20 protein-coding genes and 4 tRNA genes are annotated in these 23256 nt (G+C 24.9%); 9 read left to right on the top strand and 15 right to left on the bottom strand.

What is annotated here, in order from left to right; all coding sequences use genetic code 11:
• Position 1: 1 nt before the first annotated feature.
• The 5 genes from NBW53_RS01410 to folD form a co-directional block, all read right to left on the bottom strand.
• On the bottom strand, positions 2 to 1243 hold the full coding sequence (locus NBW53_RS01410; protein WP_250278345.1) for a competence/damage-inducible protein A: 1242 nt from the start codon (positions 1241 to 1243) through the stop codon (positions 2 to 4).
• Positions 1244 to 1279: 36 nt separating this feature from the next.
• Positions 1280 to 3493, bottom strand: a complete 2214-nt coding sequence (locus tag NBW53_RS01405) for a bifunctional diguanylate cyclase/phosphodiesterase (protein ID WP_250278344.1) — start codon at positions 3491 to 3493, stop codon at positions 1280 to 1282.
• 126 nt (positions 3494 to 3619) lie between these two features.
• Entirely contained in the window at positions 3620 to 4177 is a 558-nt protein-coding gene (gene pgsA, locus NBW53_RS01400; RefSeq protein ID WP_250278343.1) for a CDP-diacylglycerol--glycerol-3-phosphate 3-phosphatidyltransferase, read from the bottom strand.
• Between the two features lie 16 nt (positions 4178 to 4193).
• Positions 4194 to 5495 (bottom strand): 30S ribosomal protein S12 methylthiotransferase RimO, encoded by a 1302-nt coding sequence (gene rimO / locus NBW53_RS01395; RefSeq protein ID WP_250278988.1) that lies wholly within the window; start codon positions 5493 to 5495, stop codon positions 4194 to 4196.
• 55 nt (positions 5496 to 5550) lie between these two features.
• On the bottom strand, positions 5551 to 6408 hold the full coding sequence (gene folD / locus NBW53_RS01390; RefSeq protein WP_250278342.1) for a bifunctional methylenetetrahydrofolate dehydrogenase/methenyltetrahydrofolate cyclohydrolase FolD: 858 nt from the start codon (positions 6406 to 6408) through the stop codon (positions 5551 to 5553).
• A 271-nt stretch (positions 6409 to 6679) separates the two neighbouring features.
• On the opposite strand from folD, the gene NBW53_RS01385 reads away from it, so the two are divergent.
• The 7 genes from NBW53_RS01385 to NBW53_RS01355 all read left to right on the top strand — a co-directional run bounded on the left by NBW53_RS01385 (position 6680) and on the right by NBW53_RS01355 (position 13958).
• Positions 6680 to 8389, top strand: a complete 1710-nt coding sequence (locus NBW53_RS01385; RefSeq protein WP_250278341.1) for an oleate hydratase — start codon at positions 6680 to 6682, stop codon at positions 8387 to 8389.
• A gap of 45 nt (positions 8390 to 8434) precedes the next feature.
• Entirely contained in the window at positions 8435 to 10009 is a 1575-nt protein-coding gene (locus tag NBW53_RS01380) for an amidohydrolase (protein WP_250278340.1), read from the top strand.
• A gap of 274 nt (positions 10010 to 10283) precedes the next feature.
• Entirely contained in the window at positions 10284 to 10991 is a 708-nt protein-coding gene (locus NBW53_RS01375) for a hypothetical protein (RefSeq protein WP_250278339.1), read from the top strand.
• Between the two features lie 40 nt (positions 10992 to 11031).
• On the top strand, positions 11032 to 11742 hold the full coding sequence (locus NBW53_RS01370; RefSeq protein WP_250278338.1) for a hypothetical protein: 711 nt from the start codon (positions 11032 to 11034) through the stop codon (positions 11740 to 11742).
• Between the two features lie 40 nt (positions 11743 to 11782).
• Positions 11783 to 12505: a hypothetical protein gene (locus NBW53_RS01365; RefSeq protein WP_250278337.1), complete on the top strand. Its 723-nt coding sequence runs from the start codon at positions 11783 to 11785 to the stop codon at positions 12503 to 12505.
• 21 nt (positions 12506 to 12526) lie between these two features.
• Positions 12527 to 13237: a hypothetical protein gene (locus tag NBW53_RS01360; protein WP_250278336.1), complete on the top strand. Its 711-nt coding sequence runs from the start codon at positions 12527 to 12529 to the stop codon at positions 13235 to 13237.
• Between the two features lie 40 nt (positions 13238 to 13277).
• On the top strand, positions 13278 to 13958 hold the full coding sequence (locus NBW53_RS01355) for a hypothetical protein (protein WP_250278335.1): 681 nt from the start codon (positions 13278 to 13280) through the stop codon (positions 13956 to 13958).
• 117 nt (positions 13959 to 14075) lie between these two features.
• Here the strand turns inward: NBW53_RS01355 and NBW53_RS01350 are convergent, their stop codons facing one another.
• Positions 14076 to 14615 (bottom strand): TetR/AcrR family transcriptional regulator C-terminal domain-containing protein, encoded by a 540-nt coding sequence (locus NBW53_RS01350; protein ID WP_250278334.1) that lies wholly within the window; start codon positions 14613 to 14615, stop codon positions 14076 to 14078.
• 114 nt (positions 14616 to 14729) lie between these two features.
• Between NBW53_RS01350 and NBW53_RS01345 the strand changes: the two genes are divergently transcribed.
• On the top strand, positions 14730 to 15485 hold the full coding sequence (locus NBW53_RS01345; RefSeq protein WP_250278333.1) for a class I SAM-dependent DNA methyltransferase: 756 nt from the start codon (positions 14730 to 14732) through the stop codon (positions 15483 to 15485).
• A 22-nt stretch (positions 15486 to 15507) separates the two neighbouring features.
• A complete protein-coding gene (gene hslO / locus NBW53_RS01340) occupies positions 15508 to 16386 on the top strand; it encodes an Hsp33 family molecular chaperone HslO (protein WP_250278332.1) in 879 nt (292 codons plus the stop codon).
• Between the two features lie 86 nt (positions 16387 to 16472).
• Here hslO and NBW53_RS01335 read toward each other — a convergent pair whose 3' ends face one another.
• The 9 genes from NBW53_RS01335 to dapB form a co-directional block, all read right to left on the bottom strand.
• Positions 16473 to 17630 carry a mannitol-1-phosphate 5-dehydrogenase gene (locus tag NBW53_RS01335; RefSeq protein WP_250278331.1) on the bottom strand — a complete coding sequence of 386 codons (1158 nt, stop codon included), beginning with the start codon at positions 17628 to 17630 and terminating at the stop codon, positions 16473 to 16475.
• Positions 17631 to 17644: 14 nt separating this feature from the next.
• Entirely contained in the window at positions 17645 to 18055 is a 411-nt protein-coding gene (locus tag NBW53_RS01330) for a PTS sugar transporter subunit IIA (RefSeq protein WP_250278330.1), read from the bottom strand.
• Positions 18056 to 18086: 31 nt separating this feature from the next.
• A complete protein-coding gene (locus tag NBW53_RS01325) occupies positions 18087 to 20180 on the bottom strand; it encodes a BglG family transcription antiterminator (RefSeq protein ID WP_250278329.1) in 2094 nt (697 codons plus the stop codon).
• 25 nt (positions 20181 to 20205) lie between these two features.
• On the bottom strand, positions 20206 to 21600 hold the full coding sequence (locus tag NBW53_RS01320; protein ID WP_250278328.1) for a PTS mannitol transporter subunit IICB: 1395 nt from the start codon (positions 21598 to 21600) through the stop codon (positions 20206 to 20208).
• Between the two features lie 265 nt (positions 21601 to 21865).
• A tRNA-Met gene (locus NBW53_RS01315) sits at positions 21866 to 21939 on the bottom strand.
• Positions 21940 to 21949: 10 nt separating this feature from the next.
• Positions 21950 to 22022: transfer RNA gene (locus NBW53_RS01310), tRNA-Val, on the bottom strand.
• 6 nt (positions 22023 to 22028) lie between these two features.
• Positions 22029 to 22102 (bottom strand) — tRNA-Met (locus tag NBW53_RS01305).
• A gap of 10 nt (positions 22103 to 22112) precedes the next feature.
• Positions 22113 to 22185 (bottom strand) — tRNA-Val (locus NBW53_RS01300).
• A gap of 176 nt (positions 22186 to 22361) precedes the next feature.
• A complete protein-coding gene (dapB, locus tag NBW53_RS01295) occupies positions 22362 to 23120 on the bottom strand; it encodes a 4-hydroxy-tetrahydrodipicolinate reductase (protein WP_250278327.1) in 759 nt (252 codons plus the stop codon).
• Positions 23121 to 23256: the final 136 nt, after the last annotated feature.

Raw genomic sequence — 23256 nt, 5'->3', positions numbered from 1 at the left:
CTTAATCCTCCTTTATATCTTTTATTAATTTTAACAAATTAGCTAAACAAATATGAACTGTTTTTTCTCTTATTTTTTGTCTATCACCTTTTAAATTAAGCTTTTTACAAATGGTTTCTTTTCCTTCCATAGATATAGCTATATATACAAGTCCTATTGGCTTATCTTTTGTTCCACCTGTAGGTCCTGCTATACCTGTTGTAGATATACCTATACTAGTATTAGATTTTTTTCTAATACCTTCTGCCATTTGGATAGCTATTTGCTCACTAACAGCACCATATTTTTCTAAATCATCTTTACAAACATTAAGTTCATATAACTTACTTTCATTAGAATAAGATATAACACCATTTAAAAATACTTTAGAAGAAGAGGATACATTTATTATTGTAGATGCTAACAAACCGCCTGTACAAGATTCTGCTGTTGATATTGTCATATTATATTTTATAAGCTTATCTACTAATACACTTTGTAATGTATCGGTATCTTCTCCATATATATAGTCTTTAAAAATATTATATAAATTTTCTACTGTTGGATTTAAAATTTTTATAGCCTCTTCTTGTGTTTTGCCACTAGCTGTAACTCTAAACCTCATTTCATTGTTGCTTGCATATGGAGCTATTGTAGGGTTTTTTGATTGTAACATTAAATCTCTTATTTTCTCAGAGGCCTCGCTTTCCCCTATTCCACAAAGATTAAGACTTTTAGATATTAATATTTTATTTCCCATTTTTTGCAACATAGGTTTTACTTGTTTATCAAACATAGGTATACATTCTTTAGGTGGCCCTGGTAAAATTACTGCTATTTTACCTTTTTCTTCTATAATACAACCTGATGCTGTACCATTTTCATTTAATAAAACTTTACAACCTTCTGGCATATCTGCTTGCTTTAAATTAGATAATGGCATTTTTTCATCTGAAAAATATGTTTTTAAATTTTCTAAACTTTTTTTATCTGTTATTAATTTTTTATTAAAATATTTAGCAAAAGTTTCTTTAGTTAAATCATCATCTGTAGGTCCAAGCCCTCCAGTAGATATTATTATATCTGCTCTTTTATAAGCGTTATCAATTGCCTCTAATATTCTTTGTTCGTTATCTCCAACAGAAGTTTTATAAAAAACATCTATTCCTATATTGGCTAATTCACTAGCTATATATTTTGCATTAGTATCTAATATTTCTCCCAATAAAATTTCTGTACCTACTGAAAAAATTTCTGCGTTCATAAAGACACCTCTTTTAATGTTAAATATATAATTATTTTAACCTTTTATCATTTTTTTAAACTCATCTAAAGGTATAGGCTTACTAAAATAATAGCCCTGTAAATAATCTATACCCATATTTTTTATTATTTCAAATTGTTCTTCTGTCTCTAAGCCTTCTGCTACAACTTCCATATTTAATAAATGGGCTAATTCTTTTATTTGATTTATAATATCAAAATCTAATTTTTTATTTGATTGTAAAAAGCTTTTATCTATCTTTAAAATATCTAATTTATAATTTCTTAAATAATTAAAAGATGAATAGCCTGTTCCAAAATCATCTAAAGCTATTTCTATACCTAAATCTCTAAGTTTATTAATATTTTCTAAAACAAACTCTTTATTATCTAAAAGTACTGTTTCTGTTATTTCAAAACATAATTGCTTGTAATCTATACTATATTTATCTACTATTTCTATTACATTACTTACAAAATCTTTTAACATTAATTGTAATGGTGAAATATTTATACTTATTTGAATTTCTTTTTTTTCAAATTCAAGTTCTTTAATATCTTGACATACTTTTTCTATAATCCAATAACCTACTTCTATAATTTGTCTAGTTTCTTCTAGCTGTTTAATAAATTTATCTGGAGGTATAAACCCTAAATTTCTGTTATTCCAACGTATTAGTGCTTCACATTTTAATATGTTATGGTTTTTATCTATAATAGGTTGATAATTTAAATAAAATTCATTATTGTCTAAAGCTTGTTTAAGCTCCGCCTTTATCTTTTCGTTATATAATAAGTTTTCATATATTTTTTCATTAAAAAAAGTAATTTTTTTACTTACAAAATTCTTTTTATTAATATACATTATAAAATCACTTTTATTAATCAATTCTTCAAAACTTATAGCATCTTTAGGATATATAGCAACACCAGCCGAAAATCCTATTTCTGTTGTCAATTCTTCATTTATCTTTATAGGGCTTGCAAATGCTTTTATAAATTTATTGTTATAAAAATCTAAAAATTCCTTATTATCAGTATATTTTTCATATACAATAATAAATTCATCTCCAGAATATCTTGTAACTATCCCTTTTTCTTTCATTAATTCACTTACTATATTACTAAACTTAATTAAATATTCATCACCTATCATATGTCCAAATATATCATTAATGTATTTAAATCTATTAAGGTCTATAAATACAAGTGCAAATGGTTTATTATCCACAATAAGTTGATTGCAAGTATATTCTAACATTTTTCTATTTGGTAGCCCAGTAAGTTCATCATAATATATTAATTCTTGTATTTTATCATCAAAAGATTTATTAAGTGTATCTGCCAATATTTCTAACTGTCTAAATTCATTTTTATCTTCTATAAAGTAACTATTATTGTTTAACTTTTCTAATATAGATTTTAGCTTATTAATAGACATTAAAGCCGATTTAAAACAAACTCTAATAGCTATAAATAGTAAAATACCAATTGCTATCCCTACTATAGTTAATACATGTTTCATCTTTTTTAAAGATATTTCTGTTACAGACATATTAACTAATGCAGATTTATCAAATATAAAAACTAAATATTCTCCATTATTTAGTATTTCTTTATTTATATAAATATTATATTTACTTTTATCATACTTTAATTTTTTAGTATCTGTATTTGACTTATATATTTCTGTTTTTAATACACCATCATAAAAAGAATTATTAATATAATTTATTAAATCGTCTATATATATATCTAATATAGAAGCACCTATAGGTTTGTTGTCTTTAGCACCATCTTCATTATAAATTAAAGATACTACTGATATTGCTTTTTTGCCAGTATTACTATCAATGTGCTTATTTGTAATTTGTGAGTCTTCATTATAGCCAGAAAAATACTCTTTATCATACCAAGGTGCTTTTGTTAAGTCAAAATTTTCTATTAATTTGCCTTTATAAAATAGCTCTTGTTTTTTTAAATCTACTATACTTATAGAATCTGCAAAACTTATCGTTCCTAATAATTTATCTAATTCATTAATTTCATTTAATACTTTATCTATTCCTTCTAAATTTTTTTCATTGTCATTTGTATCTTCTTTTAAATACTTAATAATAACTTCATTTTCAGTTAAATATTCATTTAAAGATTTTAATAATACTACGTCATTTTTTATCTTAGAAGATACTTGTTCATAATAAACATCACAAACCAATTTCATATTAGAATCTAGTATATACTCTATCATTATACTAAAAAATAAATAAAATATACAAGTAAAACTTATAGATACTAAAATCAATTTTAAGTATGTTTTATTAAAAACATTCATAAAATATTTACTTTTTCCCTTTCAATTTTATCTCTATTAATTTTAATCTTTTAAAACACTTTTATTTTTAATAACATATTCTACTAAAGAATATATAGTTAAAAACACAGATATAGCTATTAAAACATTGCTAATAAATATAAATACTTTATTATCTATATTTAATAATAAAAATATTATCATAAACATTTGAAAAATAGTTTTTAATTTGCCAGAATTACCTGCTGCTATAACTACATTTTTTTCCATAGCAATTGTTCTAAAGCCTGTCATAAAAAATTCTCTTGCTATTATTAATATAACAACCCACGCTTTTAAAGGTACTATTGCATCTTGCATAGATATTAATGCTATCATGGTAGAAGTTACTAAAAGTTTATCTGCAAGAGGGTCCATAAATTTTCCAAAATTAGTAATCAAATTATACTTTCTAGCTATATGCCCATCTAAAGCATCTGTTAAAGATGCTGTTATAAATATAGCTGTTGCTATATATCGTCTTATTTGTATATCTAATGGTATAAAATCAAATAGTATAAATATTAATAAAAAAGGTATTAATATTATTCTAAAAATAGTTAATTTGTTTGGTAAGTTCATTTTATCCCTCCAAATCTTATATTTGTATTTCTCCTATAAGGTCATATTCATATGCATCTGTAATTTTTATATTATAAAAATCACCTGCTATAATTTCCATATCTTCTGGAGCTTTAAAAAATACAAATCCATCTATTTCATAGCAATCTCTGTAGCTTCTTCCACAATAAATATTATCTTCGCCTTCTATTTTGCCTTCCACTATAACTTCTAAGATATTTCCTATAAATTTTCTACATACATTTGAAGAAATATCTTTTTGTAATAACATAAGTTTTTCTTTTCTTTCTTCTTTTATATCTTCATCTATTTGATTATCCATATTATATGCAGGCGTTCCTTCTTCTCTAGAATATGTAAATATACCCAGCCTATCAAATTTCATTTTTTCTGTAAATTCATAAAGATTATTAAAAGCTTCTTCTGTTTCATTAGGAAACCCAACTATAAATGTAGTTCTTATACATATATCTGGCATTTTATTTCTAAGTTTGCTAATAGTTTCTTCCAATTTATCTCTTGTGCTTCGTCTACCCATAAGTTTTAATATTTTATCATCTGCGTGTTGTATAGGCATATCTATATATTTGCAAACTTTTTCATTATTAGCCATTTCTTCTATAAGGTTATCATCTATATGCTCTGGATAACAGTATAAAATTCTTATCCACTTTATATCTTCTATTTCAGATAATTTTTTTAATAATTCTGGTAATTTTTTTTCTCCATATAAATCTGTTCCATATAAAGAAGAGTCTTGAGCAACAAGTATAATTTCTCTAATATCTTGACTAGCTAATAGCTTTGCTTCTTCTACAAGGCTTTCTATGCTACGGCTTCTAAATTTACCTTTTATAGAAGGTATAGTGCAATATGTACATCTTTTATCACAACCCTCTGCTATTTTAAGATAAGCAAATCCACCAGTTGTTGTTACCACTCTTTTAAGAGAATTTTTTTCATCTAAAGGCTTATTATTATCTGTTATAAGTTGTACCTTTTTATGTCCTTGTAATATTTCTTTTATAACATTACCTATATTTTCAAAATCTCCTGTACCTACAACAGCATCAACCTCTGGTAAAGAATCAAATATTTCTTCTTTATATCTTTGAGCCATACACCCTGTAACAATTATTCCTTTACAATTTCCTGTTTCTTTATAGTCTGCTACTCTTAATATATTTTCTATACCCTCTTCACTAGCATCTATCTTAAATCCACAACTATTTATTATTATAATATCTGCTGTTTCTTCTTTTTCTGTTACTATATAGCCTTCTTCTTTTATAAGACCTAACATTATTTCACTGTCCATAAGGTTTTTATCACAGCCTAAAGAAACAAAGGCTATTTTTACTTTATTATCCAAATTAATCCTCCTTTGTATTTATATTATTTTGTATTTTATATGCTATTAAACAATTTTTTATAAGCATTGTTATTGTCATAGGTCCAACACCACCAGGTACTGGTGTAATAAAACTAGCTTTTTTACTACATTCAAAATCTATGTCTCCACATAAGCTTCCGTCTTTTTTTCTATTTATACCAACATCTATAAGTACAACACCATCTTTTATCATATTAGGCTTTAAAAAGTTTGCAACACCTATTGCAACTATAATAATGTCTGCTTGTTTTGTTAAATGTTCTAAATTTTTAGTTTTAGTATGTGCTGTTGTAACTGTTGCATCTTCATTTAAAAGCATCATAGCTAATGGCTTACCTACAATATTGCTTCTTCCTATTATAAGTGCATTTTTACCTTGTATTTCTATATTATTTCTTTTTAAAAGTTCTATACAGCCAGAGGGAGTACAAGATTTTAACTTAGCATTATTGGTAGATAACATACCTATGTTATAAGGGTGAAATCCATCTACATCTTTTAAGGGATTTATTTTTAAGAGTATATTTTTTTCATTTATATGATTTGGTAAAGGTAATTGTACTAATATTCCATTTACATTATTATCATTATTTAATTTTTCTATTAAATTTATTAACTCATTTTCTGTTGTATTAGTATCTAAAAAATATGTATCACTTTTTATACCAACATAATCACAAGCTTTGTTTTTATTTTTAATATATATTTTGCTAGCTTCATTATCACCTACCATAATAACAGCAAGACAAGGCTTTTTACCTTGTATTTTTTCTATATCTTTTTTTATTTCATCTTTTATAATTCTAGCTATTTCAGTACCATTTATTATATTGTTCATACTATACCTTTCTAAATTTTTAAAATTTTTAATAGCTTAATTTATTATATAATTAATAATATTCTTTGTCAAATAAAATAGATTTGTTTTATTTTTCACAAAATTATACTAAAATTAAAGTAAAAAGTCTTATCCATTTTTTAATTATGTATAGTTTTTTTACAAGTATAAATAGTTGTATAAATACAAAACATATTAAAGAATATAAAATAAAATTATTAATATTTATATGTACCTAAATAAAAATAACGTATAGAAAAGAGGTTTTTATATGAAATTAAATAAAAATAAAATAGCTAAAATAATTGGATTGACAGGTATGGCTGTGGTAGCAGGTGCTATTGCTAAAAAGAATTATGATAAAAATAAGCCTGAAAAAACATTAAATCCTCCTTTAGATACAGATAGAAAAGTATATTTTGTTGGTGGTGGTATAGGGTCTTTAGCTGGTGCTGTTTATCTTATAAGAGATTGTAAAATGGACGGCAAAAATATTAACATAATAGAAGGCTTACCTATCATTGGTGGTAGTAATGATGGTAGCGGAGATGTTGAAAATGGATTTTTATGCCGTGGTGGTAGAATGTTAAATGAAGAAACATACGAAAACTTTTGGGAGCTTTTATCTACCATACCTTCTTTAGAGCAAGAAGGTATTAGCGTTACTGAAGAAATCTTAAATTTTGATAAGCACCACCCTACTTGTTCTCAAGCAAGACTTGTTGATAAAGATGGTCATATCTTAAATGTAAAATCTATGGGCTTTAACAATAGTGATAGATTAGCTTTAGCAAAACTTATGAAAACACCTGAAAAAACTTTAGATAACCTTACTATAGAAGATTGGTTTAAAGATACACCTCATTTTTTTGAAACAAACTTTTGGTATATGTGGCAAACTACATTTGCTTTTCAAAAATGGTCTAGCTTGTTCGAATTTAAAAGATATATGGATAGAATGATATTTGAATTTTCTAGAATAGAAACTTTAGAAGGTGTTACAAGAACTAGATATAATCAATATGAATCTGTAATACTACCTTTAAAAAAATATTTAAAAGATAAAGGTGTAAATTTTATAAAAAATCAAATAGTTGTTGATATAGACTTTGAAGATTCTGAAAAAACTATAGCAAAAACAATTTATATAAAAGAAAATAATGAGGATAAACAAATACAACTAACAGAAAAAGATTTATGTATAATAACAAATGGATGTATGACAGATAATGCTACTATTGGTGATTTTAACACTGCTCCAACATATGAACCTAAAAATCCTATGTCTGGTGAGCTTTGGAAAAAAATATCACAAAAAAGAAAAGGTTTTGGTAACCCAAGTCCATTTTTTGATAAACCAGAAGAAACAAATTGGGAAAGTTTCACTGTTACTATGAAAGGTAATAAACTTTTAAAAATGATAGAAAACTTTTCTGGCAATATACCAGGTAGTGGTGCTTTAATGACTTTTAAAGATTCTAATTGGCTTATGAGTATAGTTGTTGCTGCACAACCTCATTTTAAAAATCAACCTATGGATACTACTATATTTTGGGGCTATGGGCTATACACAGACAAGGTAGGTAATTATATTAAAAAACCTATGAGAGAATGTAGTGGTAAAGAAATATTAGAAGAACTTTTATATCATTTACACTTTTTAAATGAAAAAGATGAAATATTAGATACTGTTGTAAATGTTATTCCTTGTATGATGCCTTATATAGATTCTCAATTCCAACCACGAAAAATGTCTGATAGACCTAGTGTTGTACCTAAAAATTCTGTAAATGTGGCTTTTGTAAGTCAGTTTGTAGAAATACCAGAAGATATGGTATTTACAGAAGAATACTCTGTTAGAGCTGCAAGAATAGCTATATATACTCTTATGGGATATAAAGGCAAAAAGATTTGTCCTGTAACACCTTATAAAAAAGACCCTATTGTTATAAAAAATGCTATTAAAACCTCTTTTAGATAATAGCTACAATATTATATAATTATTAAAATAATAGGAGGTATTTTTATGGAAAAAACTATATACTTTGGCGGAGATATAATAACTTTAGAAGATAATCTTTATGTTGAATCGGTATTAGTAGAAGATGGTATTATAAAAGATTTAGGCAAATTTGATGATATTATTAAAAATAATAAAGATGCTACTTTAATTAATCTAGAGGGTAACACTATGTTACCTGCATTTTTAGATTCTCATAGTCATTTATCTGGTTTAGCTTTAACAACAAACTTTGCTAAATTACAAGAGGCTAAAAGTTTTGATGATATAAAAAATATCATACTAAATTTTGTAAAAGAAAATAATATTTCTAAAAATGAATGGATTATTGGTTTTGGATATGACCACAATCATCTTAAAGAAAAAAAACATCCAGATAAATTTGTGTTAGATAGCCTTAAATTAGACAATCCTATTTTATTAACTCATACATCTGGACATATGGGTATTGTAAATCAAAAGGGACTCGATTTATTTAATATAACAGAAAATACTGAGGAAAAACCTGGTGGAAAAATAGGTCGTGTAAAAGATTCTAACGAACCTAATGGATATTTAGAAGAAAATGCTTTTATATCAAAATGTGCAAAAGTATATAAACCTACACCAGATAATACAAAAAAAATGATAAATAAAGCACAAAATATTTATGCAAGTTATGGTATTACTACCGCTCAAGAAGGGCTTTTAACAAATAAAGAACTTAATATGTTACAGTGTGGAGATAATATAATAGATATAATAGGTTATGTTGATATAAAAAATTGTCCAGACTTATTAAAAGATAATCCTAACTATTTTAAAAAATATACTAATGGTATAAAACTTTTAGGGTATAAAGCATTTTTAGATGGTAGCCCTCAAGGAAAAACTGCTTGGCTTACAAAACCATATGAAGATGAAGAAAAATATAAAGGATATCCTATATATGAAGATAAAGTATTAACTAACTTTTTTAAAAAAGCTCTTGTAGAAAATGTACAAATATTAGTTCATTGTAATGGAGATGCAGCTTGTGAACAATTTTTAAGGTGCTATAAACAAGCTAAAGAAGAAACTAACTATAACCAAAATATAAGACCTGTTATGATACACGCTCAAATGCTTAGAAAAGACTTATTACCTATAGTTAAAGAACTTGATATTATTCCATCATATTTTGTAGCTCATACTTTTTATTGGGGAGATATTCATATAAAAAATTTAGGAAAGCGAGCATATAGCATAAGTCCTTTAAATTCTTCTAAAAAGTTAAATATCAAATACACCCTACATCAAGATAGTCCTGTTATTATGCCAAATATGATAGAAACTATTTGGTGTGCTACAAATCGTATTACTAAAAATGGTATATGTCTTGGTGAAGATGAAATAATAGAACCTATAGATGCAATAAAAGCTATTACTATTAATGCTAGTTATCAATATTTTGAAGAAGATATAAAAGGCTCTATAAAAATAGGTAAACAAGCTAATTTTGTAATCTTATCTAAAAATCCATTAAAAATACCTAAAAATGAAATTAAAGATATAAAAATATTAAAAACTATAAAATTAAATAAAATTATTTTTGAAACTTAATATACAAAACGTTGCTTATAAATAAGCAACGTTTTGTATATTAAGTTTTTTTAAATTGTATTTTATTATTGTATACTTTTAACAATTTGTTAGTGTGAGCTTACCAGCAATTTGTATAAAATAAAAGAGCTTTATTATTGTTATTAATTTATTATTTACAAATAAAAAAATATATGTTAGTATTCAAGTATGCTAAATATTGTAAAAATTTGGAAATTATTTAGCATTTAAAACAATAGATTATTTAATATATTTTAGGATTGGAGTGTCTAAAATGAAAAAGAAATTATTTTTACTTATTAGCGGTTTTACATTATGTTTTACTTCTAATACTTATGCCTCTAGGTATAACTATAATGATAGCTTTGGATTATATCAAGGTGAAGTAATACCTTTAAACGTTCATGATACACCTTTAGAAAGTAAAATTCATCAAGTTTACCCTTACCCTTATCCACCCGATACTCATCATGTGGATTATAGAGTTTATAATACCAATGAAGAAAAAGATGATTCTTTTGCTTATTCTATCCAATTTAAACCAAAATCTTATTTAAAAAAAAATAGTCAATTAAAAATTGGATCACTTTCACCAATTGACCCAGATAGTATAAAAATTGTTCAAGGTGGTCAGATTGGAGAAAATAAAACAGTAACATCTCCTCCAGAAATTCTTTATGAAAATGGTAAACTTACTGAGTTAGGAGAAAAATTTTTAGACGTTAATATTTCAAATGAAATAAACCCTGATAGTAAAGATATTAGAACAATTAATATTAAAACTAAAGATTATTTTACATCATTTTTTGTAGATAGGGATAATATAAATTTGCTTAACGCATCAGAAACTAACTTATATGTAATTTTTAAAACTAAGTTTAAACCTGAAGATAAACCTTTTGATTTAGTTTCTATTCAAGCAAAAACCATAAATTTTAATGATAGACAAGTTATAAAAATAGATAAATCAAGGCAAAATTAATGTTAGGTATTTAATATTATTAGAGATAGGAGTGTCTAAAATGAAAAAGAAATTATTTTTACTTATTAGCGGTTTTACATTATGTTTTACTTCTAATGCTTATGCCTCTAGGTATAACTATAATGATAGCTTTGGGCTATATCAAGGTGAAGTAATACCTTTAAATGTTCATGATTTACCTTTAGAAAGTAAAATTCATGAAGTTCACCCTTACCCTTATCCAGCTGGTACTCATCACGTAGATTATAAAGTTTATAACACAAATGAAGAAAATGATAATTCTTTCGCTTATTCTATACAGTTTAAACCAAAAGCTTATTTTAGAAAAAGTAACCAATTAAAAATTAAATCACTTTCAGGAATTGACCCAGATAGTATAAAAATTATTCAAGGTGGTCATGTTGGAAAAGATAAAACAGTAATATCTCCTCCAGAAATTCTCTATGAAAATGGTAAACTTACTGAGTTAGGAGAAAAATTTTTAGAGGTAGAAGTTTCAAACAAAACAAATGGATCCAATGAAAACGAAATTAAAACAATCGATATTAAAATTAAAGATTTTTTTACATCAGTTTTTCTAAATAGAGATAATATGAGTTGGGCTAATGTGTCAGAAGATAAACTATATGTAATTTTTAAAACTAAGTTTAATCATAATAATAAATTTTTTGATTCAGTTCATATTCAAGCAAAAACGATAAATTTTGATGATAGACAAGAAATAGATATAGATAAATCAAGACAAAATTAATGTTAAGTATTTAATATTATTAGAGATGGGAGTGTTTAAAATGAAAAAGAAATTATTTTTACTTATCAGTACATTTACACTATGCTTTACATCTAATGTTTATGCCGATTGGTATCATTATAATACTAAATATAACATGTATGAAGAACAGGTATTACCTTTAAATATAGTTACTGTCCCTATAGAAAGTAGAAAACATGAACTTTCAGCAAATACTACTATTTATGCAGATTATAAAGTTTTTAATACCCTAGAAAAAAATGATGATTCTTTTGCTTACTCTATTCAGTTTAAAGCAAGATCTTATTTTAAAAAAGATAGGTTATTAAAAATTTCAACTCTCTCAAAGTTTGATCCAAAAAGTATAAAAATTATTCAAGGTAGATATGTTGGAAAGGGTAAAAATATCTACTCTACTCCAGAGATTCTTTATGAAAATGGTGAACTTACTCCTTTAGGAAAAGAATTTTTAGATGTAAACTTATCCACTAAAGGAGGAGATGGCCACTACTTACAAGAATTAAAAATTAAAGTGAAAAAAGATTTTGAATTTACCTTTTTTGATAAAGAAAGATTAAATTTATTAAAATTTAATGATATCCCATTACATTCTCGTGATATGGCAGAAGAAAAATTATATGTTATATTTAATACAGATTTTAAAGAACAAAAAGGTAAAGAGACCACAGTTTTTATAGACTCAACTGCAAATTATTGTAAAGATAAACAAACAATAAATTTACCTAAATCAAAACAAAATTAATAATAAATAGGAGTGATTAAAATGAAAAAGAAATTATTTTTACTTATTAGTGGTTTTACATTATGTTTTACTTCTAATGCTTATGCCTCTAGGTATAACTATAATGATAGCTTTGGATTATATCAAAATGATGTAATACCTTTAAATGTTGAGGATTCACCTTTAGAAAGTAAAATTCATGAAGTTCACCCTTACCCTTATCCAGCTGGTACTCATCACGTAGACTATAAAGTTTTTAACACAAATGAAAAAAATGATAATTCTTTTGCTTATTCTATTCAGTTTAAACCAAAAGCTTACTTTAGAAAAAGTAACCAATTAAAAATTAAATCATTTTCAGGAATTGACACAGATAGTATAAAAATTGTTCAAGGTGAACATGTTGGGGAAGGTAAAGTATCACCCTTTACTCCAGAAATTCTTTATGAAAATGGTAAACTTACTGAGTTAGGAGAAAAATTTTTAGACGTAAATGTTATAAATAAATCAGATACGTTCAATAAAGATAATATTACAACAATTAATATTAAAGTTAAAAACTTTTTTACATCAGATTATCTATCTGGGGGTAATATACAGTGGGCTAATGCACCAGAAGATAAACTATATGTAATTTTTAAAACTAAGTTTAATCCTAATAGTAAATCTTTTGATTCAGTTCATATTCAAGCAAAAACGATAAATTTTGATGATAGACAAGAAATAGATATAGATAAATCAAGACAAAATTAATGTTAAGTATTTAATATTATTAGAGATGGGAGTGTTTAAAATGAAAAAGAAACTATTTTTACTTATTAGTGGTTTTACATTATGCTTAACTTCTAACGCTTATGCTAACAATAGCTTTGATAAATATCATGGAGATGTCATACCTTTAAATATAATTAAAACTCCTTTAGAGGATGTAATACACCCAGTAAATCCCCCTTCAAATCGCTATATTGACTATAAAGTTTTTAATACTGTAAAAAGTAAAGATAATGCTTTTGCATATTCAATTCAATTAAGACCAAAAACTTATAGATATAAAAATAGTAATATAAAGATAACTTCATTCGATGAATTTAATCTAGATAGTGTTAAAATTGTTCAAGGTGGACATGTTGGGGAAGATAAAGAAGTAGGTTCTGATCCAGAAATTCTTTACGAAAATGGTAAACTTACTCCTTTAGGAGAACAAATGATAGAAGTAGATTCTTATTTTAGATATTTTCCTAGAAGTACTGAAAAATATCAAGTAATAGATATTCAAGTAAAAAAAGATTTTAAATTTACTTATTTACCTGAAAATGATCCATATTATAATGCTGATGAAGACAAATTATATGTAATATTTGAAAGTAAATTTGAAGAAAATAAAGATTCTCATCATATAATTTCTGTTGAAACAGAATCAAATGGTTTTAAAGATAAACAAAACATAAAAATACTTAAATCAAAACAAAATTAATAATAAATATTTAAGATATATAAATTAATATTTTTAGTCCTAAAATAAATGTGTGTAGAGTTGTTGTTAAATTTATTTTAGGGCTAATTTTTATATAAAAAATATACATAGTAACATTTATATAGTATATAGTTTTAAATTATTAACTAATTTTTTTAATTTTTTAATAATTTCTTCTTCATTGTCTTTCATACCATTTTTTATCCAGTCTAATATAATATCACATAGACCATGAGAAAAATAAACAGAAAAAAATTCTATATATTTTATATCTATTTTTTTATCTCTATCTATTTTATTTATACCTTTAAAAAAAAGATTTTTCACAATATTAAAAAAATAAGATTTAAAATATTTTTCATCACATTTTACTATACATACATAAAAATGCTTTTGTTTTTTCAAAATTTTTAAAGCCTCTAAAAGCTTTTTATCCCAGTTATATAAGGTAGTCTCATTGCTTATATGTAATAAATCATTATCATATATCCATTTTACAAGTTCAAATTTATCTTCAAAATGATAATAAAAAGTTTGTCTATTTAATCCACTTTTTTTGGTTATATCTAATACTTTTATTTTATTAAATGGTTTCTCATATAATAATTGTTTTAAGCTCTTTGACAAAATATTCTTTGTTATGGTAGACGTTGTCATATTATCTCCCCCTTTTTGTAGTATACTATAAATATATTTTTTTGTAAAGTAACCTTGAAAATTCTAATATATAAATATATAATATATTTATTAAAAGTGTAAGGAGATATAAATATGTCTATTTATGAAAATTTTGCAGAAGTGTATGACACTTTTATGGAAAATATACCATATAATGATTGGATTGTATACATACAAAAAATATGGGACAAGTTTGAGCTAAATCCAAAATTAATAGCTGACATTGGTTGCGGTACAGGAAATATAGCTATACCACTAGCAAAAAAAGGCTATGATTTAATAGGAATAGATTCTTCTTTTCAAATGCTTACAAAGGCAAAACAAAAATCTTTAAAAGAAAATGTTAACATTCTGTATCTAGAACAAGATATGAGAGAATTTGAACTATATGGTACAGTAGATTGTATACTTAGTATATGTGACAGTATAAACTATATATTAGAAGAAGATGAATTATTACAAGTTTTTAAATTAGTAAATAACTATTTAGACCCTAAAGGACTTTTTATATTTGATATAAATACTTTATATAAATTTAAAAATATTTTAGCTGATAATACTTTTTGTCAAACTAATGATACTTCGGCCTACACATTAGAAAATTATTTTGATGATGAAGAAATGATAAATGAATTTTATACAAACTTTTTTATACAAGATAAAAAAACAAAACTTTATCATAGATTCGAAGAAATTCACTATGAAAAAGCTTATACTATAAAAAAAATAGAAGAGCTTATAAAAAAATCTGGTCTTGAGCTTTTGGCTGTTTATGATGAGCTTACTTTTGATACACCAAAAGAAAATAGCCAAAGAGTTTTTTTTGTAGCTCGTGAAAATGGAAAATAATATTAATATAAAGGAGATAAAAATGGATTATATTTTAAGAGCAACTGCTGGAGAAGGTAGTGTTAGAGTATTTATAGCTAACACAAAAGAAACTGTACAACAAGCATTTTTACACCATAAGACATCACCTGTTATGTCTGCTGCTTTAGGTAGAGCTTTAACTGCTGTATCAATTATGGGTAGTATGCTAAAATCTGATAATGACCTTATCACTATAAAAATAAATGGTGATGGTATGGGTAAAGGACTATTAGTTACTGGAGATAGCAAGGCTAGAGTTAAAGGCTATCCTTTTAACCCTGTTGTAGACATACCTTTAAAACCTAATGGTAAATTAGATGTACAAGGTGCTTTAGGTGAAGGTAGCCTTACTGTAATAAAAGATATGGGACTTAAGGAGCCTTATGTAGGACAAATACCTCTTGTTTCTGGTGAAATAGCAGAAGATTTAACTTATTATTTTGCAAAATCTGAACAAACACCATCGGCTGTTGGGCTTGGTGTCTTAGTAGATAAAGATTATTCTATAAAACAATCTGGTGGATTTATAATACAAGTTATGCCAGATGCCGATAAGGAAATAATAAATAGTTTAGAAAATAAGCTTGCAACTATGAAGCCTTTTACAACTCTTTTAGAAGAAGGCAATACAATAGAAGATATTTTAAATATCCTTTTAGGAGATTTTGGCGTTAATATATTAGATAAAATACCTGTACAGTTTTATTGTAATTGTTCTAAAGAACGTGTAGAAAAAGCTTTAATAAGTATAGGTAAAAATGAACTAAAAGCAATAATAGAAGAAGATAAAAAAGCAACTTTACATTGTCATTTTTGTAATAAAGACTATCTATTTGATGAAAATGATTTAAAAAGACTTTTAAATGATTGTACAAATTAATTATTAAGTTTTTAATATAATAAAAAGATATAAGTCATATTAAAAGTAAATTCAATATAGCTTATATCTTTTATTTATAATTATCTTTAACTATTTAAAATATTATTAATATTATTATAATTTTCTATAATTTTATTAATTATATTTTTATCTTTAATTTCTGTAATTTTTTTTATAGTATTTTCTAATCCTAAATCTTTAATACAATTTTGTAAAGTTACACTTTGTTCATCACTTTTATTAAAGTAATGTAATGCTCCAGAAATTCCAATTAATAAATTATCAACACTTATATTATATAAAATAGCTGTATTAAGTGGTTTAATTAACCTATCTTGAGAACTTAATTTTCTTAAAGGTTCTCTACCAACTCTTATTAAGTCATCTTCTAAATATTTGTTTTTAAATCTATTTATAATTTTTTCTATGTATTTAAAATGTTCATCTAAATTTAAATTATACTTTAAACAAATTGCTTTACCACTTTCTTGCATAGCACTTCTTACAATTTTTTGAATATTTTCATCTAATATGGCTTCATCAATAGTATTATATCCTTTTATACTACCTAGATATGCTACCATAGCATGTCCTGTATTTAAAGTGAATAATTTTCTTTCTAAAAAAGCTTGCAAATTATCTACAAGGTTCATACCATATATTTTAGGTATTTCTTTTTTAAATTTACCTTTTTCTACATTCCACTCAAAAAACTTTTCAACTGTTACATCTAGTATATTATTATTCTTTATAGGTGGGACAATCCTATCTACTGAGCAATTTGGAAAAGATATAAATTTTTCTATGTACTCTTTCATATCATTATCTGCTAGTTTTAAAATTTCATCTTTAAGAAAATCGGTAGCACCAATCATATTTTCACAAGCAATAATAGTTAAATTTGTATTTATGTTATTTTCTTTTTTTAATTGTAATCCTTTTAAAATACTATTAGTAATTTTAGATAAAACGGTTGGTCCAACAGCTGTTGTTATTATATCACACTCGCTAATAGCCTTTATTACCTCATCACTTAAAGAGTTTAAAGCTAAAATGTTATCAACGCTTTCTTCAAAAGACTCTACATCTCTAATAAATATTTTATACGTCTTATCTTTATTAATAGCATTTAAAATTTCATCATTTATATCTACAAATGTTACCTCGTATCCAGATTTATGCAATAAATATCCTATAAATCCTCTTCCTATATTCCCAGCTCCAAATTGAATTGCTTTTTTCATTTAAAAGCCCCCTTTTATCTAAAAGTATCTACAAATATTTCTTTATTAGTTTCATTTTTTAATCTATCTGTTAGTTCATCATCTAACAAAATTGCAATTTTAGATAATATTTCTAAATGTTCATCTCCAACACCACATATACCTATAACTATATAAGCTTTTTCTCCGTCAAAATCTACCCCTTCTGGGAATTGAAGTAAAACTATAGCCGATTTTTTAACAAATTTTTTTCCTTCATTTGTTCCATGAGGTATTGCAACACCCATTCCCATAAAAGTTGTCATTAACTTTTCTCTTTCTAACATAGTTTCAATATACTCTTTTTCAATATACCCCTTTTCAAATAGCTTTTCTCCTGCAAGTTTAATTGCTTCCTCTTTAGACTTTACTTTTAAATTTAAAAAAATATTTTCTTGTTTTAACATAATATTTATTTTTCTCCTTTTATTAATAGCTTTAAAATGTTAGTTTATTTCTTAAAAAATTTAACATTATATTTTTAAAAAAATTTAAAGTTTTATATTTGTCAGCAAACTTTATTGTATTTATAAAATCTTTATTATTTATTAAATTACAACTTATTTCACTTAAAAGTTCTCTTTTAATGCTGCTAGAATTTTCTGGTAATATTATTACTAAAATATGTTTAATTTTTTTATTTTTATGTTCCACTTCATTTTTTAAATTTATAATACCTATCTCTATGTTTAAAACACTTTTGGATTGACAGTGTAAAAGAAGTAAGTTAATTTCATTAAAATATGGAAAATTTACTTCTAATCTATTTTTAAAGTCATTATATAATGTTTCTTGTTTTAAAATATCATCTACATAAAGTTGTATAACAAAGTTTAATAAACTTTCAAAAGACTTTAAGCTTATGTCTTTAGTAAATTTAAAATTTTTTAAAATATATGATATATCATTTGATAAATCTAATATAGAATATATATCTTCACTATCTTTTTCAGAATAATATTTACTATCTATGTTATTTAATTTATTGTTATAAGCTAACTTTTCTTTAGATATAGAAAATATGAACTTTTTTAAAATTTTTTCAGATTCAAAATCAAATATAGGGTTTAACTTTACAAATTTTAAATTAGTTTCTATATTAGCTGTTGATATAATCAAATCTACATCATTATTTTTTAATAGATAATCATTAATTTTTATTGTAGGTATAATATTTAAAATATTTATATTTTGAAATTTTTGTAATATCTTTTCTGCCAAAACTTTAGATGTACCTATACCTGTTTGACAACATAAAATTACATTAATTTTAATATTTTTGTATAAAAATCTTTCATATGCCACTATAAAATGTAATGTTATATAGGCTATTTCTGCATCTGGAATAAAATCTAAGTTAAACTTATTTTTTATACATGACATATGATTATAAACAATATTATATACATCACTATATTCATTTTTTATATCTTCAAAAAATGGGTTTCTTATTTTCATTCCTATTTTCATTCTATGAATTGATGTATCTAAATGATTTAATAAATCATTAAAAAATGTACTATCTTCTAATAAATTGACATTTAAATCATTTTCAACTAATTTTATTAACTCAGTAACTATTTCTATTATTCTTATATTGTCTATAATATTAAAATTTTGTATTTGTTTTAGTGCTTTAAAATGATTTGAAATAAATATTATTTCATCAAAAGTTATATCTAATTTAAAGTTATTTTGAAGTTCTAAACAAATAGTTTCTATAAATTTAAATTGTTCTATGTTTTTAATGCTATATTTACTATTATTTTTATAAACTATATATTCATTTTGCATAATTCTTTTCATAGATATAATAATTAAAAATATAAACTCCATATAAGACTCATCAGATAAAAATAAATTAAAATAATCAATATTTTTATTAACTATTTCTATAATTTTTATTATTGTATCTTTATTTATAAGCTTCAATATTATATTTGTAACATTATTTTGAAAATTATTTTCCTTTAAAATATCTGTTTTTAATATTTTTATAAAATCTTGGTCTTTATAATACTCAAAAATTAAATTTAAATAAGCATTTCGTAAATTTTGTTCTTCTCCTACTAAATAACAACCTAAACCTTGTTTTTTTATTATTTCAATATTATAATTTTTTAAATAACTTAAAAGCTCATTAAAATCGCTATTAAAAACTGTTTCTGTTATGTTAAAACTTTTTATAAAATAACTAGATTTAATAGGAGAATTTAATAATATTAAATTTGTTAATATTAAAACTTTTCTTTCTAATAGAGAATAGCTATTATCAATATTTATATCTAATAGTTCTATAATATATAGTTTTATATTTTTATCTTCATTTAACATTACACCTATTCCAGGCTTAATGGTAAATGAAAAATCATTTTCTAAAAACCAATTTTCTATCTGCTTAAATTCCCTAACAATAGTTCTTATGCTTAAACTTAATGTATTAGCAATATCTTTCATAGTTATAGGAACTTCACCAGAAGAGCTTGCTATAATATGTATAATTCTTTTTTGTCTTTCAGTTAAAGTTATCATTTTTTATACCTTATATAAACTAATTTTATTGGTTACTTATTCTATGATAAAGTTCATCTAGCAAAGGGTCTTTAAGAAAATTTGAAATAGGAACAATCTCAACATTATTATTTTTCTTCAAAACTCTATCTACTAGATTTTTGTGAGTAACAACTACTTGAGCATCATTTGGTATACTATCAACAGAAGTATTTGTAACACTTATATTTTGGTTTAAACTTTTAATTCTTTCTTTGAATCTTGAAGCCCCCATAGCGCTAGACCCCATACCTGCATCACAAGCAAATATTATATTAGTAATAGTGTTTTTTATTTTTTGTTTATTTATACTATCTGCATTATTTATAATATTTGTATTTTTTAGATTTTTTACTTTTTCCTTACTTTTTTCAAGAGAATCTTCATCATCTTTAGATTTTTTTATTATCGGTATAGATATTAATAAAGACACAACAGTTGCAACAAATATACCTGCAATAACTGGGATTAAACCACCTTTAGGAGCTAATGCTAAAATAGCAAACACACTACCAGGAGATGGTGCTGCTACAAGCCCTGTATTTAATAAAGAAAATGTAAAAACACCTGAGGCTCCACCTAATATTGCCGCTATAATAAGTAAAGGTTTCATTAAAATATAAGGGAAATATATTTCGTGTATACCTCCTAAAAAATGTATAATAACTGCACCTGGAGCAGATTGTTTACTAGAACCTTTTCCAACTAAACAATAAGCTAATAAAATACCTAAACCAGGACCAGGGTTAGATTCTAATAAAAACATAATAGATTTACCAGCTTGCTCTGCTTGAGATATACCAATAGGAGTTAATACTCCGTGGTTAACTGCATTATTTAAAAATAAAACTTTTGCTGGCTCTATAAATACAGAAACTAATGGTAAAATATTTTTTTCAACAATAATTTGAACACATTGTTCAATAAATTGTGTTGCTGTTTGAATAGCTGGTCCTATTGTGTAAAAACCTAAAATAGCTAATATCATACCTAATATACCAATAGAAAAGTTGTTTACAAGCATTTCAAATCCTGTAGGTATCTTTCCATCAACAGCTTTATCAAAAAATTTAATTATTAATCCACCAATAGGTCCCATAATCATACCACCTATTAACATTGGTATATCTGCACCAACTATAACACCCATAGTTGCTATAGCCCCCATAACAGAACCTCTTTTTCCAGCTACAACTCCACCACCAGTATATCCAATTAAAACCGGTAGTAAGTATTTTAATATAGGGTCAACTAAACTTACTAATTGTTCGTTGGGAAACCAACCATCTGGTATAAAAAAACAAGTTATAAATCCCCAAGCTATAAAAGCCCCTATATTAGGCATAACCATACCACTTAAAAATTTTCCAAAATTTTGAATATTATTCTTAAGATTGCTCATATAATAACTTCCTTTCATTAATATTTTTATAACATCTTTTGTTAATCTCATTTTAAGGTAAAGAAGTATATTATACAACAAAAAATAAACCAATTTTTGTCATAATAGATAATGAAATTTTATTAAATCAATTTTTTCGTTTTTAAATTTATTCAATTTTAACAATTTTTTTATCTCTATTTATTTGTTAAAAATGCATAAAAAAGCTATATTGAAAATCTATTCAATATAGCTTTTTAAGTTAAACTTATTTATTTTTTTTAAATAGCGGAAGAGGGATTTGAACCCCCGACACCACGGGTATGAACCGTGTGCTCTAGCCAACTGAGCTATTCCGCCACATATTAAATGGGAACAACAGGGCTCGAACCTGTGACCCCCTGCTTGTAAGGCAGGTGCTCTCCCAGCTGAGCTATGTTCCCATAACATAGCGGAAGAGGGATTTGAACCCCCGACACCACGGGTATGAACCGTGTGCTCTAGCCAACTGAGCTATTCCGCCACATATTAAATGGGAACAACAGGGCTCGAACCTGTGACCCCCTGCTTGTAAGGCAGGTGCTCTCCCAGCTGAGCTATGCTCCCATAATTTAGGAATATCTAACGACAAGATATATTATAGCAATATATTTAAAATATGTCAAGCATTTTATTATAAAAAATAATTTTATGTTAAATTTAATAATTTAATAACTAATATATAATAATTTAATTAAAAGGCTATTTAGTTTTTGTCCCAACTAGCCTTTTAATTGTTATAATTATAAACTATCCATTATATCTTGCATATTATATTTACCTGCTGGCTTATTTACTAAAAATTTACCAGCTTTTAATGCACCTATTGCAAAAACTTCTTTAGAATGTGCAAAATGAGTAAACTCTATTATTTCATCTTTTCCTGCGTATATAACAGAATGTTCTCCTACAATATTTCCACCTCTAATGGAAGATATACCTATTTCTTTATTACTTCTCTTTTCTCTTGTTTTACTTCTATCGTATATATACTCAAACTTATTATCCATAGATTCATTTATGGCATCTGCAAGTAATAATGCTGTACCGCTAGGAGCATCTATTTTTTGGTTATGATGTTTTTCTATTATTTCAATATCAAACCCATTTTCATCTAATATAGCAGAGGCTTTTTTTAACAAACTAGCTATAAGGTTAATACCAAGGCTCATATTAGCCGATTTAAAAACAGGTATATGTTTTGATACTTCATCTATTTTATTAATACTTTGTTCATTAAGTCCCGTTGTACATACAACAACTGGAATTTTTTTATTTAAACAATATTCCATAAGTCTATCTACAGCTATTGCCGTTGAAAAATCTATAACAACATCTGCCTCTATATTGCAATCATTTATATCTGTAAAAGTAGGAAATTTAGCATTTATAGGATTTATATCTACTCCTGCTACAATTTCACAGCTATTGTCTTTTTCTACTAAATTACAAATAGCCTGACCCATCTTACCATTACAACCGTGCATTATTATTTTTATCATATTATCACCTTTTCATTAGTTATTTTATATTTTACTTGATTTATAAAAATTAATAATTCTAATTAAAAATACACCCCAAATATTAAATTTCAAACATTTAGAGTGCACTTCAAAATCTTTAACAAATAAAAATATT

It is taken from the genome of [Clostridium] colinum (assembly GCF_940677205.1).
Classification (GTDB): domain Bacteria; phylum Bacillota; class Clostridia; order Lachnospirales; family CAG-274; genus Tyzzerella; species Tyzzerella colina.
The sequence above is the reverse complement of the archived record's forward strand: the minus strand, read 5'-3'. Positions and strand labels throughout refer to the sequence as shown.

Coding starts and splice junctions, on each gene's coding strand:
- dapB (WP_250278327.1), bottom strand. CDS start 23,120: ATGATAAAAATAATAATGCACGGTTGTAATGGTAAGATGGGTCAGGCT.
- NBW53_RS01355 (WP_250278335.1), top strand. CDS start 13,278: ATGAAAAAGAAACTATTTTTACTTATTAGTGGTTTTACATTATGCTTA.
- hslO (WP_250278332.1), top strand. CDS start 15,508: ATGGATTATATTTTAAGAGCAACTGCTGGAGAAGGTAGTGTTAGAGTA.
- NBW53_RS01330 (WP_250278330.1), bottom strand. CDS start 18,055: ATGTTAAAACAAGAAAATATTTTTTTAAATTTAAAAGTAAAGTCTAAA.
- folD (WP_250278342.1), bottom strand. CDS start 6,408: ATGAACAATATAATAAATGGTACTGAAATAGCTAGAATTATAAAAGAT.
- NBW53_RS01380 (WP_250278340.1), top strand. CDS start 8,435: ATGGAAAAAACTATATACTTTGGCGGAGATATAATAACTTTAGAAGAT.
- NBW53_RS01350 (WP_250278334.1), bottom strand. CDS start 14,615: ATGACAACGTCTACCATAACAAAGAATATTTTGTCAAAGAGCTTAAAA.
- NBW53_RS01405 (WP_250278344.1), bottom strand. CDS start 3,493: ATGATAGAGTATATACTAGATTCTAATATGAAATTGGTTTGTGATGTT.
- NBW53_RS01370 (WP_250278338.1), top strand. CDS start 11,032: ATGAAAAAGAAATTATTTTTACTTATTAGCGGTTTTACATTATGTTTT.
- NBW53_RS01360 (WP_250278336.1), top strand. CDS start 12,527: ATGAAAAAGAAATTATTTTTACTTATTAGTGGTTTTACATTATGTTTT.
- pgsA (WP_250278343.1), bottom strand. CDS start 4,177: ATGAACTTACCAAACAAATTAACTATTTTTAGAATAATATTAATACCT.
- NBW53_RS01410 (WP_250278345.1), bottom strand. CDS start 1,243: ATGAACGCAGAAATTTTTTCAGTAGGTACAGAAATTTTATTGGGAGAA.
- rimO (WP_250278988.1), bottom strand. CDS start 5,495: ATGGACAGTGAAATAATGTTAGGTCTTATAAAAGAAGAAGGCTATATA.
- NBW53_RS01345 (WP_250278333.1), top strand. CDS start 14,730: ATGTCTATTTATGAAAATTTTGCAGAAGTGTATGACACTTTTATGGAA.
- NBW53_RS01325 (WP_250278329.1), bottom strand. CDS start 20,180: ATGATAACTTTAACTGAAAGACAAAAAAGAATTATACATATTATAGCA.
- NBW53_RS01320 (WP_250278328.1), bottom strand. CDS start 21,600: ATGAGCAATCTTAAGAATAATATTCAAAATTTTGGAAAATTTTTAAGT.
- NBW53_RS01335 (WP_250278331.1), bottom strand. CDS start 17,630: ATGAAAAAAGCAATTCAATTTGGAGCTGGGAATATAGGAAGAGGATTT.
- NBW53_RS01375 (WP_250278339.1), top strand. CDS start 10,284: ATGAAAAAGAAATTATTTTTACTTATTAGCGGTTTTACATTATGTTTT.
- NBW53_RS01385 (WP_250278341.1), top strand. CDS start 6,680: ATGAAATTAAATAAAAATAAAATAGCTAAAATAATTGGATTGACAGGT.
- NBW53_RS01365 (WP_250278337.1), top strand. CDS start 11,783: ATGAAAAAGAAATTATTTTTACTTATCAGTACATTTACACTATGCTTT.